Genomic DNA, 18,327 nt, shown 5'->3' with positions numbered 1-18,327 from the left:
TCCGACCTTTTAAAGAGCTAAAATGTAATCTTTTTTGTTTACATTTACTCTCAAATGATATTTTTTGACTGTTAATTAAACTTGCGAAATGAAAATCTCCATGAATATGTTTATAGTAGCTGCAATAATAGCCATTTTTTTGATAATGGCATTTCTTCTGCATTCATTCGTTTTCTCAATTTACGAAGTAACTTTAAGTCCTGTAAAAAATGAGATAAAAATTGATGATACAATCACTATTTCGGCGAACGCTGTGAACGGTCTTGGCTTTCGACCTCCCTTTCGGGACGCTCCGTTTACTTATGAAATCCGGGAGGGATTGGGGCTTCTAAAAATTGAAAAGGATGAGTCGTTTACCGGCAGCCTCTCGTTGAAGTTTACAAGTCCGGGGGAGATAAAAATTCTCGTCACACCAAAACATGCACTCAAACCGACTCTCTTTGAGTTTACGGTTAAACCTTGATTTTGTTAAAACCACAGAGGACACAGAGACAAGTTTCGAAGGCTGAGGGCTTGAAGTTTGAATTCCGTGGAATCTGTAATCTATCCGTGAAATCCGTGGAACTATTGCTACCCAATTATATCACATCAAATTCAAAAAAATTTTGTAGATTACTTGTGTCAAAAAATTAGAAATCGCTGAATGAAGAAGATACTCGCCCTTGTATTCGCTGTTTTGCTGTCACTGCCCGTTTACTCGCAGATTCTTGCCGGTGAAAAACTCGATTTTGAACCCCGTTTCCTTATCGACATGCCGACTGCCGGAGTGCTTAAAAGAGGGTATGTAAGTGTTGGCTCCGACCTTATGCCTGGGGGTGTGCTCCTTACAAGACTGGATGTAGGCGTTTTTGATAACTTGAGTTTTGGAATATCCTACGGAGGCGAAAATCTTATTGGTTCAGGCGAAGTGGAATGGTATAAATACCCCGGTGTGAATATCAGATTTAAGATAATTGATGAGAGCCTCTCACTTCCTTCAATAGCTGTGGGTGCCGATCTTCAGGGGAAAGGGAGATATTTCTCTTCCGAAAGCAGATACGAGATTAAATCTCCCGGTATTTTCGCCGCTGTGAGCAAGAACTACAAACTGCTCGGATATTTAAGTCTGCACGGTACAGTAAACTACTCTTTCGAGCAGAAGGATGGTGACGGGTTCACCAACATTATGCTTGGTGCCGAAAAAACAATCGGCTCCAATGTCAGTGTTATGGTTGAGTACAACTTTGGATTCAATGATAATACCAATGATCGATACGGCAAAGGGAACGGTTATCTTCATGCCGGTATCAGATGGGCAGTCGCAGAAGGATTCTCTCTCGGATTCGATTTCCGCGACCTCCTGAACAATAAAAAATGGTCTCCATCAACTGCCGACAGGGGCATAAAATTCGAGTTCACCAGAAGAATCCTCTGAACTCATATCCCTGCAGGGAACTAACGGAGACTGCTAAAACAGTCAATTAGTTTATTGGTCACAAAAAAGATCAATAAAAAAAGTTGAGACTCTTATGAAAAAGGAAATATTATCCCGCCTGTTAACCGGCATCTTTTTACTTGTGCCGGTTCTCTCATTGAATATCCATGCCCAAACCACTCCGTTTTTTGTTATGTCTCCCAATGACAAGGAACAGTACATTTACACAGCCAATTCCTGGGAATATGGCTCCTCAACAATGACAAAATCATTCCATCAAACATCGGTTAGTTCCATGGTGGATAAGGATGGAATTAGATTTTTTAAAGGCTATTGCGCTGGACCAAGTATTTATTTTGGGATGGATGAAGCAAATAACAAGCTATACTTCTTAAGAGACAGTACTAAAATTATGATGCTCGATTTTAATATCCCTCCGGGCTCAAGTTTTGTTGGGCAGTTTCCGGGTGAATATACATCTCATAATATTACCGTTACCGGAAGCGACTCTGTTAGATATTACGAGTATTATCAATCACACGCTCAGGGTGGCGAGTCGACTGAATATCGCGTAGAAAGAGGACTTGGCCTCCGCGAAAGGTACACTTCCTATTCAATTTCAAACGGGAGAGGGTTTAGTGATGACTGGGCGACCTTCAATTTAATAAGATTCAATCAAAATGGCGATACACTTTACAAAACTCAAACATGGGCACCCTTGCTCACATACACCCCTGAAACCACGACTTCAGTTTTCTACAAGACATTCTTGGTGAACACTACACACAATGTCAACATCCTCTATTCACAGTATATACCTGAAATCAATTTTAACGATTCGCTGTTCATCCGATGGTATTACACAAACGGCACCGATTCTACTCTCGCTTATGAAACAGCCATTGAGGCTGGTACCCCGGTAACAGCTGTCAGCATGTTTCTCGACAGTGTCAAAATGAAAGCCGGTTACAAATTTAAATACAGATTTACACTTCGCGATAAATTTTACAGACCGAAGTTGGTCTATCATCCTTCATCAACCGGTTATCATACCTTGAGTTATGACCCTTCAGTCGGAATCACAGAGGATGAACCCCAAATTCCCGTTTCGATCGATTTGAAGGCTTATCCAAATCCCTTTAATCCCTCTACAAAGGTTACATTTTCACTCCCCGAAGAAAACAAGGTGGTAATCAGGGTTTTCAATCCAATGGGAGAACTGGTTAAAGAGATCGACAGAGGTATCCTCCCCCACGGTAATTTCGAGCAGGATATCGAGATGGGGACCCAATCATCCGGCATGTATTTCTGTCAGGTGCTTTGCACAAATACCGTTTCGGGCAGAACGAAGTCGCTTACAATTAAAATGGCGTTGATGAAATGAGGATGAATCTTTTAAAGATGAAGGCTGAAAAACCCATCCGTGGATTCCGTGCTTAATCCGTGAAATCCGTGGGACTATTGCCCTGTTACTGGTGATGTTTCGAAATAAAAAAATGAGATTAAAAATGAAAAGATTGATAGTTTTATTATTTGTGATGAGTTCGCTCATTTATAGTCAGTGGGTTGCTGCAAATTTTTATCCGCTGAATGGGAGTATTGTTGAATTCTATATGAGCGATACACTGAATATTACAGCCATTCTCGAAGCCGATTCGTGTTTTGTGGTTAGAAGTTATGATGGTGGTCGCAATTGGACAATTCTTAACCCGATAGCTCTTACTGCCGCAGCCGCTGTAAACTTTTTGGACGAACAGACAATTATCGTTTTTGGCTACTCCGGATCAAACGGTTTCAAAACCACTAATAGTGGGGCAACCTGGACAAACTTCTCTGTTCCCTCAACATTCAGTGAAGTAAAACAAATTCAGTTCTTTGGTGCCAACGATGGCTATGCTCTTGTAAGGAAATCAACAGGAGGGATTAAGTCTGATTCATTGTTGAGAACCTACGATGGAGGAGTTAACTGGGTGAACATCAATTTGACAACATCCGGCATCAACCGATTTCGGTTCTCTAATCTTCAGGATGGATGGCTATGTGGCGACAAAATGTATCACACTACCGACGGTGGTGGGAGTTTCACCCAATTGAATTTTCCATCTGGATTCAGCGACGGATGGTCGATTGATACTATTGCTGATAGTTTGATTATCTTGGGGGGAGCAAAATGGATTGGCGGCTTCGGATCCAGTACTTACGCACCCGTTATTGCCATCTCAAGAAATGGGGGTGATACCTGGAGTGTCAGGGATTTTTCACTGACGACAATAAGAGGAATAGCGAGTGATATTAAATTACTAAACGATACCACCGCCCTCACAATCCTTGAGACCGGACGGGGAATATTGATGACAACTGATTTGGGTCAGAACTGGTCCACGGGTGATTATCCCGAGAAATTCTACAGCGGTACTGACATTGAGATAATGAACAACAAAGTTTTTGTTTCCGGTGTGGGATCTGTATTTTTAGCCTCTAATGAAAACATAGTCGAGCCGTGGGACCTAAGGTTGGAGCAAACCTACCAAAACCCAAGAGGATTCGATTTTCTGGATCCCGGGTATGTCATAATCGGAAATAATTCAAGTTACTCATCACATCACAAGATTTACATATCATCGGACAGAGGTGAAAATTGGCGAACGGAATATTTTCCTTTTTTTACTCCGATGAATTTGGAAATCGTCTCAGATACATTGGTATATCTTGCAAGTACAACAGAAATCTATAAAACTGATGTAATCTGTAAGAACTATCAATGGTATGCCTCCTTGCCATTAGAATTCATTATGGATATTGAGGTATCACCGAATGGTAATTTTTGGTTATGCTCAAACAACAAACTAATCTCCAGTAGCGATGATGGACAAACATGGGTTACAAAATTCTCACCCGGAGGTGAATACTTCAGGATGATCAAGATGTTTAGTGACGGAACAGGTTATGCGGCAAACGGGAAAGTATATAAAACCACTAATCACGGCGATACATGGGTCCAATTGGGTTATTCACTTTTTGGTGTTTACCAGTTCAATTTTTATGACAGTAATAACGGATTTTTTGTGGGGAGTAACCAACAGGTTTACAGAACACATGATGGTGGAACAACAGTTGAGCTTGTATCAATAGCTGAAATGTCAGGTGCACGATATGTTTTCTGCAGCGACTCTTTAAATTACCATTTGATCGCAAACAAACTCTTCTCAACATACGACGGAGGAAAGATGTGGAAGATGAATGAAATTCCTTCCACAGGATTATCCTCTCTTGCGGGAGTACACATGTTCGACCACCTTAACGGTATTGCCATCGCAGGTGGAGGAGGAAGAAGAAGCATCTGGATCACCAATAACCGCGGTAACACCCCCGTAGAACTCTCCTCTTTTACTGCATTTCCGTTCGACAACAAAGTAATGCTAAATTGGACAACCGAAACAGAAACCAACAACTTGGGATTTGAGATCGAAAGAAGAAACAAATACGGTGACTGGAAAAAGATTGCTTTTTCCAAGGGATCAGGAACCTCAACCCGTAAAATCTATTACGGTTATGACGACTATGAGCCGAAAGCTCCTGCAATTCTCTATTACCGCCTGAAACAGATTGACTATAATGGTCAGTTCGAATACTCGAAGGAAGTGGAAGTCCTCCTTGGTGATGTACCTGGAAACTATGCGATCAATCAGAACTACCCAAACCCTTTTAATCCATCTACAAAGGTTACATTTTCACTCCCCGAAGAGAACAAGGTGGTAATCAGGGTTTTCAATCCTATGGGAGAGCTGGTTAAAGAGATTGACAGAGGTATCCTCCCTCACGGTAATTTCGAGCAGGATATCGAGATGGGGACCCAATCATCGGGCATGTATTTCTGTCAGGTGCTTTGCACAAATACCGTTTCGGGCAGAACGAAGTCGCTCACCATTAAAATGGCGTTGATGAAATAAGTTGAATTGCTGAGGGATGAAGGCTGAATTGCTGAAGAAAAATAGAACCAATAGGCCGGGGTTTTAACCCCGGCTTATGGAATATTTTTTTGTGGGGCAGTTTCTACACACATGTCGCCCTAAAGGGCTCTTTTGATGTTGGGTGCCACATTCTACACACATGCCGCCCCGAGGGCTTTCCTGGGATTGTTCACTGGTTCTACACACATGTCGCCCTAAAGGGCTTTTTTGATGTTGGGTGCCACATTCTTAACATATGTCGCCCTAAAGGGCTCAACTACAACAGCTTATAGTTCATACATCATAGTTATTCTTCACATATGTCGCCCTAAAGGGCTCTTTTAATGTTGGGTGCCTCGTTCCACCCATATTTCGCCCTGAAGGGCTTCCCCTCTGCGAAAATCTCCCAGAGGGATGCCTTCGGCACATTCAATCTGCGGATATCTGCGTCCTCAATACATATTTCGCCCTAAAGGGGTAATTACCGCAGCTCATAGTTCATAGCTAATAGATCATAGCTATTCTACACATATGTCGCCCTAAAGGGCTAATTACCGCATCTCATAGTTCATAGCTAATAGATCATAGCTAAATAGCTATTTCATGAGTACCATCTTCTTCACCTGACGGAAGGAGTTTCCGCCCTTCAGGGGTGCTGCATCGATCACATAGAGATAGACACCGGATGAAAGATTAGCCGCATTGAAGACCATATCGTGATATCCTGCCGGCTGATTTGAATTCACCAGGTCTGCCAGCAATTCACCATTCAGACTGTACACCTTTAGCGATACTTTGCTGTCGGATGGCAGAGCGTACTTGATTACGGTAGATGGATTGAACGGATTCGGATAATTGGGGAACAGGGCGAATTCCGTCGGTGTCAGGTCCACTTCAACTGCGACAACGGGTGAAAAAGCAGTGGAACCGTCAAAATCAATCTGTTTCAGCCTGTAGGAAATGGTGCCTTTCCACGAGATGAATCTCAAATTGTCGTCATAAGCGTAATTGCTCACGCCTGTTGTGGTGCCTCTGCCTTCAATGAATGCTATCTTTTGCCAGTCACCATTCAATTTTCTCTCGATTTCGAAGCCACGGTTGTTTTTCTCGGAAGCTGTAACCCAGTTCAATTTTATTCCCGTTCCCTCAAAAGATGAAGTGAAGGATGAGAGTTCGACGGGCACCAATGTGACGACCTGTGCCTGATTACTGTAGTCGGAATTTGAGCCCTGACTGGTCATTTTCACACGATATGTGTAACCTGTACTTCCCGAAACTGTTGTATCCTGAAAGGCGACGGTGTTTGCAGGAAGCGTGGCAACCACAGAATAGTTGTTCGCCGAGGTGGAATCACCCGATTTTCTCTCGAGAACAACATTCGCCTCTGCAGATGAGTTATCCGACCAGGTCAGCGTTACTCTGTTGTATTGTGTTGAAACTGCCGAAAGGTTTGAAGGGGTGTTAAGTTTCACCCTGAATACCAGATGATTTGAGTAACCCGTAAAGAAATTCTTCTCCGTAACTCCCACTCTCCAGTACCTTACAGCTCCTTCGGGAAGATTGCTGAGCGTAATTGAAGTATCAACTGTTGTTTGCAGCACAGGTGATGTAAAAAGTGAATCTGATGACAACTGAACAGAATAGGTTGTAACAGACCCTTCAGGATCAAGACCTTTTGAGTTTCCCGGCTTACTCAGAACAGGCAACAGGAAGTTCGCTTTTGACCATTTAAGTGTGACTGTGCTGTTCACCAACTGGTTGTTTGCCGGCGATGCGGGCACCGGGGCGATAAAACTTGCATCAACCAGACTGTAGAGTCCGCCGGCGGTAAGTCCCGATGTGGAGATAAAGTCACCTGTCTTAATGGATGTTCCTGTCAAATACCATTTGTCGGTGAAAACTATTGCTTTTAATGCACTCGTATCAGAATTGCCGACGGAGGAGGGTGAAATTCGGGTCTTAAGTGTGTAATTATAATTGGACCCGCCCGTGGCTACAAGCTTCCACTTCCCAAAATAGTATTTAATATCCTCGGTTTGTTGTGGATCTTCACCAAAATACGCCAGAGTCATATTTGAAGGAAGTGTTCCGGTTGTACCCCACTGGATTTGAGCAATCACAACACCATTGAGCTCGTATGTTGAAAGTCCACCGGGAGCTGGTGGCGGATTGGGCACGACCAACGGTGGCTCAACTGTCATATCATATTCATAGGCACCGAGATCAACGGGACCCGTTCCCAGAGCCACACTCCGCTGATTCCCGTTGAAGTCCTGAGCCACACCCGTTGGATAACCAAAAGCATCAGTGAATGCAGCATCCGGATTCTGTGTGTCGATGGCGAGTGAAACGGTATCGGCAAATGCAGGCTGGTTAACAAATGAAAAATCTCCTTTGCCAAGCAGGGTGAAGATACTGTCCCTGTTATTTACAAATGTCCCCGCAAGATAAAGCAGTCTGCCCGTCCCGGGAGACGTGTCGAAAAGATTGAAATTAAAATTTGTGAAACTTGAAGCAGACCGGGTCCATACACCGAAATGCGTTCCGTTTCCTCCGGCAGGATTGCTTATCCTATTGGAAAGGATATTGTTCATGATGTTTATACCGGTTGTTCCGGGGCTGTTCACAAAAATACAACTTGAATATGTTTCAGAAGGCTGATTGTGAGTAATCTGACCGGCAAGCCGGATCGAATTGTTTATTACATTTATCCCGCCGCCATTCTGAATGAAGATTCCGCTGGTCATCGCATTTGCTGCATTTTTTTGACCGGAGAGAATATTCGAGATAACATTGTTGGTAACTGTAATAACTGCTTCAGGGCTGTTCGGAGCCAGATAAATTCCGATTGCCGGTTGAGCGTCTGTGTTCAAACCTGTATGTGTGACATCATGAATGTGGTTTCGGTCAATCAAACCGTTTATCGGAGATGCAACCGCTGCAGGATTTACAAAATATATCCCATATACTGCGTTCACACCATTGCCTGTTACTCCGGAGATTATATTCTCTGTGATCCTGAAGTTCTTTGTGGTCCGCATGTAAATACCCTCCCTGCCAATTCTTAAACCTGTATTTGTACCACCTATGATATTCTTCGAAATATAAATCGAGTCGCAATCGTTCCAGGCTTGAATACCGGTCGAAAGGGAGTAGAAAAAGTTATTTGTCACATATGAATTTTTTGCAAAATTAAGGGAGATTCCGGTTCCACTTAGGGTATCGGCACTTCCGATATTAAGGTTTTTCAGTACAATCCCTCTTCCGGCAGCAATAATGCCACCCGAACCCTGGTTTGTTCCGGTGAGTAAAATCGTAAGATTCCTGGTGGAACCCCCGGGTGTATTTGAGCCGTCAAATTCGATCCATGAATTGAAAATGTAAAAAATCGATGCATCAAGGGGTCCCCTTATAGTTGTGTTTACCCCTGCAGCCGGAGCGATCCTCAGTTTTGCTGTTTCCGATGGAGTGAAGGTTGAGATCGTGTTCAGACCTAAAGCAGTTGCGTTTACATATGCTGTGTCAACCAAAAGAAAGTTCGTGTTTGCAGAAATACCTCTCCGGTTGTAATCATCAATTGCCGCAGCCATCGTGGCATAGACAGCCTCCGTTCCCGTTGAAGCGAAGAGAGACCCCTGATAAGGATTTCCTCCTTCCATCAGAACAGGCTCTTTTGCAGGCGAAGCCGGGTTGGTTTTGAAGTAAAGGTTTTTTCCTGTAACCCTGTTGAAAGCAGTCAGCCCGATTGTATAGTTACCCGAAAGTGGTCCGGCCATTACAGCGAGTTCATAAAAGGTTTCGGGTGAAGTGCCGCCGGGTGGATTTATTCCAGCGCCACCGTAAGGATATGTCCCACCATTTGGTGATGGAAGATTGTCCTGGGCGGCGATATAGACCTGAAGGGTATCGTTCGCTGAGGCGTTTGCAAGTACCGGATCAATTGTAAACGAGACTGTATCGGGAGTGACAAGTGTTCCCGCCTGCGAGACAAACGAAACCGCTCCTTTTGTTTTGAACCAGACTCTGGGAGAATTGCCGGCTGTCGCCACTCCGTTTCTGTCTCTGACAGCGGCTTTAAATGTGAGCGTTTGTCCAAGTTGAACCGAAGAAGAAAATGGCTTCATTGAGAGATACGGAGAGGTTTTGTCATTATCAATTCCGGTAAATTCAAATGCGCCGATATCGGGTGAGGTCGAGCTTCTCACATTACCGTCCAAATCGGTAGTAACACCCGCAACAGGAATTCCTGCATTGCTCGCTTGTGTCGGAGTGGTTGTGCTCACTCTAAGATCAAATGGTGTAATCATTGAATTAATGAAAGGAATGGTAGAAAAAGTGGAATTGTAGTCTCTGGTACCCTCCCTTGACTCATTCCAGAGAGCAATCACATGATCTGTGAGAGTTCTATTCAGCACAGTTCCGATTGCTGATACACCCCTGTTGGGTGAAGGTGCCGCAAAATAATAGATATTGTAGTTTGATTCATCGGAAATTCTGTAAAAACCTGAGGTGTTGACGGCACCGATTAATACAGCAGTGCCTTGCCCGCTTGTTCCCGGGGTCGAATTATTTATAAAAATGTTGTTCTTTAGATCGACTTTTCCTAATCCCACATCTCCCAGATAAAGGCAGGTGGAATATACCACGGCAGAAACAGAAAGGTTATTAGTCACTAATACTGTATTGTGAGCAAGTTTTATATTTGAACCGCCACCCGTCGGTGATTTCACTTCGATCCCGTTTACGGTGGCCACCGAACTTATGGAGTTCGAGCTCTTAAGGTCTGAAATAACATTGTTTGTAATTGCCACTTCAATAATTGAGTTGGAAGTGCCGGCATTACAAAGTATTCCGTTCACCTTTGTCGAGTTTCCCGGCATGTTTGACTCAAGATTATATATCTCGTTCCCCGAAATGGTTACAGTCGATCCTGTACTGACTCTGTTTGAAAGGATACCCGTTGTTACACCCGAGGTAGCGGCAGGAGATGATGGAATCGGGTTTTGCTTTATGTTGAAGATACGGTTGTTTCTTACAATTACTTCTCCCTGATTGGCGAATGTGGGAGCATCAATCGAATTGAGATTAATTCCTGAAGTGTTTCCACCACCAAAGGTTGAAATAAGAATATTACCAATATCTGTTTTTTCAATCGTCAGGTCCTTCTGTTTGTACGCGAAAATCCCATGTGCGGTTGTTACGCCGGAAGTTCCGCTAAAATTGACATTGCCAATAAAATTTCTTCCCGTTGTAGCTGTAATTTTGTTACCGGTATCGGGATTTGTGTCGCTTGCTCCGAGTAAATATACTCCAATCGCTCCAAAATCTTCAATTTTTATATCTTCAAATGTGTTATAACTGACAGATGCTATTGAGTCGGTGAAATTACTGCCTATCGCACCCAGAATAATTCCGGTTGAAACACCATATGGTGTCGAGCTCGTGCTCATAGCCATGTTTGCTTCTATTTTCCGGAAGGTGTTGTATTTGGAACCAATGCTGGTCATTACTGTACCTATGGAAACTGAAGAGCCTGTTACTGTTATTGCATGTTCAAATCTCGTGGCTGTAGTGGTATTTCGGGGATCATGAACAATCTTTACTCCCTCAATGGTTGTATATGAAACACCTGCGAGGCGAAGTATAGCTTCACCTGCGAACGGTCCAATTTGATTTGTCAAAAACGAACCATTGGTGGGTGAAAGGGTTACAGTCGCCCCGTTTGCAGGTTTTATTGTAATTGTGTTTGTAGCCGAAGTGCCGTTGATCAGCGAAAGGTGCATGAAGTCATCATAAGTTCCGTTTTGAATAAGGAATGTAACCGGGCCCAAAATACCTCTTGTATTCAGTGCGATTACCATATCACTTATCGTTTTGAAATCGCCGGTTGCTCCGACTGTATATGTCCCTGTTGCTATCGGTGTGGAAACCTGTGTGAATCGGAGAAGAGTACCCGGAAGCGGGGTTTTGGGAATGTTATCGTAGCTTAGACTCATGCTCTGATGATACGATGGATTCAGTGAATCAGCTCCTATGTTAACGGAAAGAAAGCCATTAGTTCCGGTTGCTGAGCCTGAAGCGTTAATTGCCTGGTTGCTTGACATTCCAATTGTCACCGATATCGAGGGAGCGGGATTAATGGTGCCGTATATGAATTCTATGACATTTGTGGTTTCATACAATTTTATCATAAAACTCGAATAACCCGTACCAGTACTCCATTTTACCCTCTTGAAGTCGACGGACAAAACCCTGTTTGGGGCTGTTCCCGAAGTCAGATACTGTATGCTGTTTGTGTCCTGAGCCTGAAGATCATCCCAAAGAGGAGCTATTATCCTTCTGATCAGACTGTTAAGGGAGTTTGTATTTCCGGAGGAACCCAGACCCGATCCCATTCTGATGAAACCATTTGTTGATACCTGAAATGAATCAAAAACCTGACTGTTATAATTAAATGAGAATCCAATTGGTGTTGCCAATGAAAAATTTTCATTCAGAAAGGCGGGATTTGAAATGTATCGGAAATTATTTCCACCAGTCAGTGTGGTGTAAGTGCCTGTGGTCTTTTCCATCACATAATTCATCTGTCCGTTAACTGTTACAGACAAAAGAAGAATAACAACGATTGTAGCAAGTAGTGTTGATCGCATGATTTCACCGGATAATTTTTGATTAAAAAATGATTAAACCGCAGCAGGACGGCCGGAACTGTTGCAGTTCAGAAAATGAAATACAAAATGTTTTTAAAGAACTTTGAAGAACTCGATTCAAATATATTATACTTTTTAGGTATTATTCTATTTGATTATGATAAGATTGCGCAATTTTATCAAAAAAAGGGGAGTTTTTTTGAGGTTTGAGGTTTGAGGTTTGAGGTTTGAAAGTATTTATTACCTCACCCCCGGCCCCTCTCCTGAAATGAGAGGGGAGGATTGGTAAAGATTTGTCGCCACAATAGATTCAAAAGTCTTCCGTGGAATCCGTGATTAATCCGTGAAATCAGTGGAACCATTTCAATATATCTGCGGAAATCAGTTTAATCTGCGTGTATCCGCGGGCTCTTAAGAACTTATAAGCCGGACCTGAGAAATTCATCAATCGCGGTGGCGGCTTTTCGTCCCGCACCCATCGCAAGAATAACTGTTGCACCACCCGTGACAATGTCACCACCGGCAAAGACACCCTTTTTTGATGTTTTCATTGTGGCTTCATCAACGAGGATGTTTCCCCATTTGTTGAAATCGATATCTGGTGTGGTCTTCTTGATTATCGGGTTTGAGCCGTTACCGATAGCTATAACTGCCATGTCGATTGGCATAACATATTCCGAACCGGGAACGGGCACAGGTCTTCTTCTGCCGGATGCATCAGGTTCGCCGAGCTCCATCTTTTGAAGTTTTACTCCGTGCAACCAGCCTGCATCATCACCCAGAAACTCGAGAGGATTGGTCAGCATTACAAACTGAATCCCCTCTTCCTTTGCATGATGAACTTCTTCTATTCTTGCCGGCATTTCCACTTCACTTCTGCGGTAAATTATGGAAGCGGTTCCGGCACCGAGTCTTTTTGCAGTTCTTACTGCATCCATGGCAGTGTTACCGCCACCAAAAACAGCAACATTTTTTCCTTTAACATCAAAAACAGGCGTATCAAATTCGGGAAACTTGTAGGCTTTCATCAGATTGACCCGGGTGAGGAACTCGTTGGCAGAGTAAATTCCGTTGTAGTTTTCACCGGGGATATTCATGAAGTAAGGAAGTCCTGCACCCACTCCGATAAAAACAGCATCATAACCCTCAGTGGTCATCAACTCATCGATTGTATCGGTGAATCCGATAACTGCGTTTGTTCTGAATTCCACTCCGAGAGCTTCAAGGGCATCCACTTCAGCTTTTACAATCTCTTTTGGGAGTCTAAATTCAGGTATACCATAGATAAGCACCCCGCCAACATCGTGAAGTGCTTCAAAAACCGTAACATCGTGTCCCAGTTGAATGAGCTCTCCGGCACAGCTCAAACCTGCAGGTCCTGAACCGATAATTGCAACTTTTTTGCCCGATTTTTCTTTTATTTCAGCGGCACGAATTCCAACGGTATTCCTTTCATAATCAGCTACAAATCTTTCCAAGCGACCTATGGCAACGGACTCACCCTTTACACCGGTAACGCATTTGGCTTCGCACTGTTCTTCCTGTGGACAAACACGACCGCATACAGCAGGAAGGACATTGTTTTCTTTGATTTTTGCGGCTGCTGCAAGATACTCGCCATCGGCGACAAGCTGAATAAAATCTTTAATCTTTACTCCAACCGGGCATCCCTCAACACATTTTGGTTTGGGACACTGAAGGCATCTTTCAGCCTCGAGTTTCGCAAGTTCTTCCGTAAATCCAAGATTTACTTCTGTAAAATTTTTATTACGAGTCTGAGGGTCCTGCTCAGGCATCGGCTGGCGAGGGATTTGCATCCTCTCTTTTTTTGTTAATTCTGCCATTGTTTCTCTTTATTAATAAAGGGTCTTAAAATGTTTTTACTGCTTCCGCATACTGTTTGTCGATGTTACAGATGTGGTGCTCGAGTGAGTCCTTCTCTTCAGCTCCGTAGGTATTGTTTCTTTTTATCAGGAGGTCAAAATCAACCTCATGTGCGTCAAATTCGGGTCCGTCAACACATACAAAAACCGTTTTACCGCCAACAACCGCTCTGCAACCGCCGCACATCCCTGTTCCATCAACCATTACAGGATTCAAGCTGACAACAGTTTTTATTCCGTATGGTCTGGTCACTTCGGCTATTGCCCGCATCATCGGGATGGGTCCAATTGCCAGGACAAAGTCGATTTTCCGTCCCGATTCGATCAATTCTTTCAACTTCCCTGTGACGAAGCCATGATAGCCGTAGCTTCCGTCGTCAGTGGTAACAAAAACTTCATCACAAATTGCACGCAGTTCGTCTTCGAGGATGACATATTCCTTTGTCTTACCGCCAATAATGGAAATAGTGTGATTGCCGGCTTCCTTGAGGGCTTTTGCAGTCGGGAAAGCAATTGCTGTTCCGACCCCGCCACCAATGCTGACGGCTGTACCGAAATTTTCTATATGGGAAGGCAGACCGAGGGGTCCCACCACATCGAGAAACGAATCACCGGCTTCGTGAGAGTTGATCTCTTTGGTTGTTTTTCCGATTCCCTGAACAATAATCGTTATCGTTCCTTTTTCGATTGAGGAATCTGCAATTGTTAGGGGAATTCTCTCACCCTGCGGCGAAATTCTAACTATAACAAACTGACCTGCTTTTCTTTTTGCGGCTATTTTTGGTGCCTCAATTTCGAATTTCTTCACTTCGGGTGCCAAAAACTGTGCTGAAACTATCTTAAACATTAACCTACCGTGTTTAATTATTGACTGACTGAAAAGACCTTTTGATCTTTACAGTTTTGGGTAAACTCTTTTTATCAATTTTTCCTGATGACCCGCGAAGTTTTAGAAAACCGTAGTAAAACGCCAAAACTGTGAGGGAAGAAAGGAAAGCTATTAACTCTTTATTCGGACTCCCGTCATAAAAATAAATTACGATTCCGATCGTAAATATGAAAAGAAAGAGAGGAATTCCGTAAACCATAATTACCGCCTTGAGAATATCGGTTCCTTTCACTTCCACCACCACTTCATCGCCCGGTTTTGCATCCAGATTGTCGAGCACTGTGAGTCTAGAGTAAACCCCGTCGCTGTTTGTACTGCAAAATGGTTTGGCGGCACAGGTTTTACAATTGCCTTTATCCATAATGGCAATTTCGGCGAGATCACCTTTTTTCTCGAGAATAATTCCTTCCTCGGTGAAGACTTCCATCATTTGCCTAATTAATCTCTATCATTCGGATAGCTTTTGTCTGGCATTTTTCAAAAGGAATTTTTTCAGCATCGAGTAGACCGTATTTTATCACTGCGAGATTGTCTTCCATCTCCACTCCACCATCAGATTTTCTTGCACAAATGCTGCAACCCATACAGGAGACGGAACAAACAGCCTTCGAAGTTTTTGGATCGTCATGGCTTTTGCAAAAAACGAACACTTTCCTGTTTGCAGGATGCATTTCAATTATGTTTCTCGGACACGCCTTTTCACACTTTCCACAACCGGTGCAAAGCGATTCAATAACCTCGGGAAGTCCGTTTTCACCCATTACCATCGCACCAAAAGGACATGCCGTTACACAGTCGCCACCACTCAAACAGCCGTAAAAACAAAGTTTGTCACCCCCCGAAAGGAGATCCATCGCGCTGCATGTAAGGGGTCCATGATAAGTTGCAAATTTCTGAACCGCCTCCTTGTTTCCACCACGACACAAAACCCTTGGTAAAAATCTGACTACCTCGCCGGCTTCTTCACCCATAAGGCGGGCAATAGAGAGGGCGGTTTCGGATCCTCCGACGGGACATCCGTTGGTCTTTGCGGTTTTCTCTACAACATTCACCGCGAAATCATAACACCCTGCATAACCGCATCCACCACAGTTTGCTCCGGGAAGAACATCATTGATGTCCCCGATCAGGGGATTCTCCTCAACCCGTAATTTTTTGTCTGCTATTGCGAGAGCACCGGCAAATATAAAACCGAGTCCTCCCATTGTGACAAGTGCAATTATAAATTGAGTGTCCATTTCAACTCCTTGTATAATCTTTGAAACCCGGTGAATAATGCCTTTTACCGTTTTTATCGATAATCATGAATTCACACCCGGGGAAATTCTTAATGAGCTCTTTACTTTTCTCAATTCCGAGAATAAAAAATGCTGTGGCGAGTGCGTCAGCTGTAGTCACATCATCAGCAAGAACTGTAACCGACGAAACTTTAGCGGCCGGAAAACCTGTTTTCGGATCGAAGAGGTGGCAGTAGCGCTTTCCATCAACCTCAAAAAAGTTTTCATAGTCACCCGATGTCGCAACAGCCTTTTTGCCCGGATATAAAATTTCGACAATCCCGCTTTCGTTGAAGGGGTCCTGAATTCCGGTTGTCCACCCTTCCCCTTTTGCTCTGATTTCACCGCCCGCATTAATCAGGAAACTTTTAACGCCCATCTTTTCAAGAATGTAAAAGGCTCTGTCAACCGCATATCCCTTTGCAATTCCGCTCAAATCGAGGTGTATTTCGCCTTTTTTCCCGATCAGACTATCGTTAATAATTTTTATTTTGTCGATGCCGGATTTTCCAAGAGCAATTTTTATGGAATCGGATGCGGGCAGATGCATGCTTCCATCCTTGAATCCCCAAAGGCGGACCACACTTCCGAGAGTAATATCAAAGGCTCCCTCTGTTTTTGGAGACAGCTCCAATCCCCGCTTAACCAGAGCGACCACCTCGGGATTAACAGTCACTTTTCCAGAATCAACTTTATTTAAGGAGCCAATGGTGCTCGAGTCATTGTAATCGGTGAAGAGTGAATCAATCCTCCTGATCTCGTCAAAAGCCGCTTTGAAAGCTTTTTCATTTTGAGAAGCATCCCCTTCCTGCAATTGTACTTCAACAATCGTGCCCATCGCAGGAATAATCTGCTTCACTCTCTTCGGAGCCTCTTTTTCCACACCGGTAAAGAAGAGTCCGATCATGAAAAAGAGAATAAATGCCGCCAAAAACAGGATAGCTTTTTTGTTAAGCATCTGTTTTTAGACGACAGTAATCACGGTTTTGTGAGGGGCACATGCTATCATGTCACCCGGAAGAGCTATATGTCCCATGCTTCTGCAAATTCCGTGTTTACAGCCGTGTTCTTTCACAAATGCCCTGCCGTTTCCGACTGAAATCAGATTTCCGCCATATACTTTGATCTCTTTCTCAACACCTGTAAGAGAAACCTTTTCGACCTGTTTCCCCTCGGATTCGATGACCACAAACTTTTCTTTTTTGCTGTCATATGCCGCAAAGGGTCTTATACTCATCAGAAGCGCAGCATCAGAATCCTTGATTTCTCTTCGCAACTGTTTCAGACCTGAAGTGAATCCTGTCTCGGGGGTCAGTATCTCAAAATCACCGGTTTTGACAAAAATATCGGCTTTACTGCCCGCCGGAATTCTCGAAATTGAGATTACAAAATTCGGATTCTCCAGCCGGTCAGGACTGAATCCCATATTCCTGAGTCTTGAAACAAGAGTGGATTCCCCCATCAACAGTGTTGTGGAAGGTTTCAGTCTGATATCAGCCTCGCCTGCAAGTTCGTTTATCACTTTTGCTATCAGTCTGTTATTGTCGGGCAGAAGCGCTGCGAGCGTGATATCCCTCTCCCGGGTGGTAAACAGTTTTCTTAATCCGGCACCACTTCCCAAAGCTACGACTGCAAGTCCGGATATTTTCAAAAAATCTCTTCTGTTAATCATTTTTAAACTCCAAATAGTTTTATATCAAACCTGAAAAACCCATGAATGCCATTGCCAGCAATCCCGCAGTTATGAGAGTTATCGGAACTCCCCGGAACGGTTTCGGGATATCAGCAAGCTCAAGCTCCTCCCTGATTCCCGCCATTATTACGAGTGCGAGAGTGAAACCCGTACCGGCACCAAGACCGAAAAAGATACTCTGCATCATGTCATAATCACGCAGTGCCATAAAAAGAGCAAGTCCGAGTATCGCACAATTTGTTGTTATCAGAGGCAGATAAATACCGAGTGCCCTGTAAAGGGGCTGCGATGTTTTCTTAATGAACATTTCCACAAACTGCACAAGAGATGCAATTACGAGAATAAATGAGACATACTGCAGGTAGTCGAGACCCGCAGGAATGAGAATCAAATGATTAATCATCCATGTCACCACTGCCGTAAGCACCAGCACAAATGTCGTTGCAAGTCCCATCGAAAAAGCAGAGGTCAGTTTATTCGAAACGCCGATGAAGGGACAAATTCCGAGGAAATATGACAACACAAAATTATTAACTATTGCGGCAGAAAGAAATACGATAAGCAGGTCCAT

General features: G+C 43.6%; 12 protein-coding genes. 4 read left to right on the top strand and 8 right to left on the bottom strand.

Going from position 1 to position 18,327, the window contains the following annotated elements:
• Positions 1-100 precede the first annotated feature (100 nt).
• The 4 genes from LCH52_14230 to LCH52_14215 all read left to right on the top strand — a co-directional run bounded on the left by LCH52_14230 (position 101) and on the right by LCH52_14215 (position 5,364).
• Complete coding sequence (locus LCH52_14230) at positions 101-463, top strand: hypothetical protein (protein ID MCA0389644.1); 363 nt, start codon at positions 101-103, stop codon at positions 461-463.
• Between the two features lie 180 nt (positions 464-643).
• Positions 644-1,414 carry a YjbH domain-containing protein gene (locus LCH52_14225; protein ID MCA0389643.1) on the top strand — a complete coding sequence of 257 codons (771 nt, stop codon included), beginning with the start codon at positions 644-646 and terminating at the stop codon, positions 1,412-1,414.
• A 94-nt stretch (positions 1,415-1,508) separates the two neighbouring features.
• Positions 1,509-2,798, top strand: a complete 1,290-nt coding sequence (locus tag LCH52_14220; protein ID MCA0389642.1) for a T9SS type A sorting domain-containing protein — start codon at positions 1,509-1,511, stop codon at positions 2,796-2,798.
• Between the two features lie 124 nt (positions 2,799-2,922).
• On the top strand, positions 2,923-5,364 hold the full coding sequence (locus LCH52_14215; protein ID MCA0389641.1) for a hypothetical protein: 2,442 nt from the start codon (positions 2,923-2,925) through the stop codon (positions 5,362-5,364).
• Positions 5,365-5,960: 596 nt separating this feature from the next.
• On the opposite strand, the gene LCH52_14210 is transcribed toward LCH52_14215, so the two are convergent.
• The 8 genes from LCH52_14210 to rsxA form a co-directional block, all read right to left on the bottom strand.
• Complete coding sequence (locus LCH52_14210; GenBank protein MCA0389640.1) at positions 5,961-12,014, bottom strand: hypothetical protein; 6,054 nt, start codon at positions 12,012-12,014, stop codon at positions 5,961-5,963.
• 419 nt (positions 12,015-12,433) lie between these two features.
• Positions 12,434-13,858, bottom strand: a complete 1,425-nt coding sequence (gene gltA, locus LCH52_14205; GenBank protein ID MCA0389639.1) for an NADPH-dependent glutamate synthase — start codon at positions 13,856-13,858, stop codon at positions 12,434-12,436.
• Between the two features lie 25 nt (positions 13,859-13,883).
• The gene (locus LCH52_14200; protein MCA0389638.1) at positions 13,884-14,744 is read right to left on the bottom strand and encodes a sulfide/dihydroorotate dehydrogenase-like FAD/NAD-binding protein; all 861 of its coding nucleotides are present in this window, start codon (positions 14,742-14,744) and stop codon (positions 13,884-13,886) included.
• 13 nt (positions 14,745-14,757) lie between these two features.
• Positions 14,758-15,216 carry a SoxR reducing system RseC family protein gene (locus LCH52_14195; GenBank protein MCA0389637.1) on the bottom strand — a complete coding sequence of 153 codons (459 nt, stop codon included), beginning with the start codon at positions 15,214-15,216 and terminating at the stop codon, positions 14,758-14,760.
• Between the two features lie 4 nt (positions 15,217-15,220).
• On the bottom strand, positions 15,221-16,024 hold the full coding sequence (locus tag LCH52_14190; protein ID MCA0389636.1) for an RnfABCDGE type electron transport complex subunit B: 804 nt from the start codon (positions 16,022-16,024) through the stop codon (positions 15,221-15,223).
• 1 nt (position 16,025) lies between these two features.
• Positions 16,026-17,021, bottom strand: a complete 996-nt coding sequence (locus LCH52_14185) for an FAD:protein FMN transferase (GenBank protein MCA0389635.1) — start codon at positions 17,019-17,021, stop codon at positions 16,026-16,028.
• Between the two features lie 6 nt (positions 17,022-17,027).
• Positions 17,028-17,735: a NusG domain II-containing protein gene (locus LCH52_14180; GenBank protein MCA0389634.1), complete on the bottom strand. Its 708-nt coding sequence runs from the start codon at positions 17,733-17,735 to the stop codon at positions 17,028-17,030.
• Between the two features lie 19 nt (positions 17,736-17,754).
• Complete coding sequence (rsxA, locus tag LCH52_14175) at positions 17,755-18,327, bottom strand: electron transport complex subunit RsxA (protein MCA0389633.1); 573 nt, start codon at positions 18,325-18,327, stop codon at positions 17,755-17,757.

Source organism: Bacteroidota bacterium, from assembly GCA_020161395.1.
Lineage (GTDB): Bacteria > Bacteroidota > Ignavibacteria > Ignavibacteriales > Ignavibacteriaceae > UTCHB3.
Note: the sequence above shows the minus strand (reverse complement) of the source record. Positions and strands in the feature narration are given on the sequence as shown.

Bases quoted from the DNA above. Each gene is read 5' to 3' on its own strand.
- LCH52_14190 (MCA0389636.1), bottom strand. From the start codon at position 16,024: ATGGACACTCAATTTATAATTGCACTTGTCACAATGGGAGGACTCGGT.
- LCH52_14215 (MCA0389641.1), top strand. From the start codon at position 2,923: ATGAAAAGATTGATAGTTTTATTATTTGTGATGAGTTCGCTCATTTAT.
- LCH52_14185 (MCA0389635.1), bottom strand. From the start codon at position 17,021: ATGCTTAACAAAAAAGCTATCCTGTTTTTGGCGGCATTTATTCTCTTT.
- LCH52_14210 (MCA0389640.1), bottom strand. From the start codon at position 12,014: ATGCGATCAACACTACTTGCTACAATCGTTGTTATTCTTCTTTTGTCT.
- LCH52_14220 (MCA0389642.1), top strand. From the start codon at position 1,509: ATGAAAAAGGAAATATTATCCCGCCTGTTAACCGGCATCTTTTTACTT.
- LCH52_14195 (MCA0389637.1), bottom strand. From the start codon at position 15,216: ATGATGGAAGTCTTCACCGAGGAAGGAATTATTCTCGAGAAAAAAGGT.
- gltA (MCA0389639.1), bottom strand. From the start codon at position 13,858: ATGGCAGAATTAACAAAAAAAGAGAGGATGCAAATCCCTCGCCAGCCG.
- rsxA (MCA0389633.1), bottom strand. From the start codon at position 18,327: ATGGACCTGCTTATCGTATTTCTTTCTGCCGCAATAGTTAATAATTTT.
- LCH52_14200 (MCA0389638.1), bottom strand. From the start codon at position 14,744: ATGTTTAAGATAGTTTCAGCACAGTTTTTGGCACCCGAAGTGAAGAAA.
- LCH52_14180 (MCA0389634.1), bottom strand. From the start codon at position 17,735: ATGATTAACAGAAGAGATTTTTTGAAAATATCCGGACTTGCAGTCGTA.
- LCH52_14225 (MCA0389643.1), top strand. From the start codon at position 644: ATGAAGAAGATACTCGCCCTTGTATTCGCTGTTTTGCTGTCACTGCCC.
- LCH52_14230 (MCA0389644.1), top strand. From the start codon at position 101: ATGAATATGTTTATAGTAGCTGCAATAATAGCCATTTTTTTGATAATG.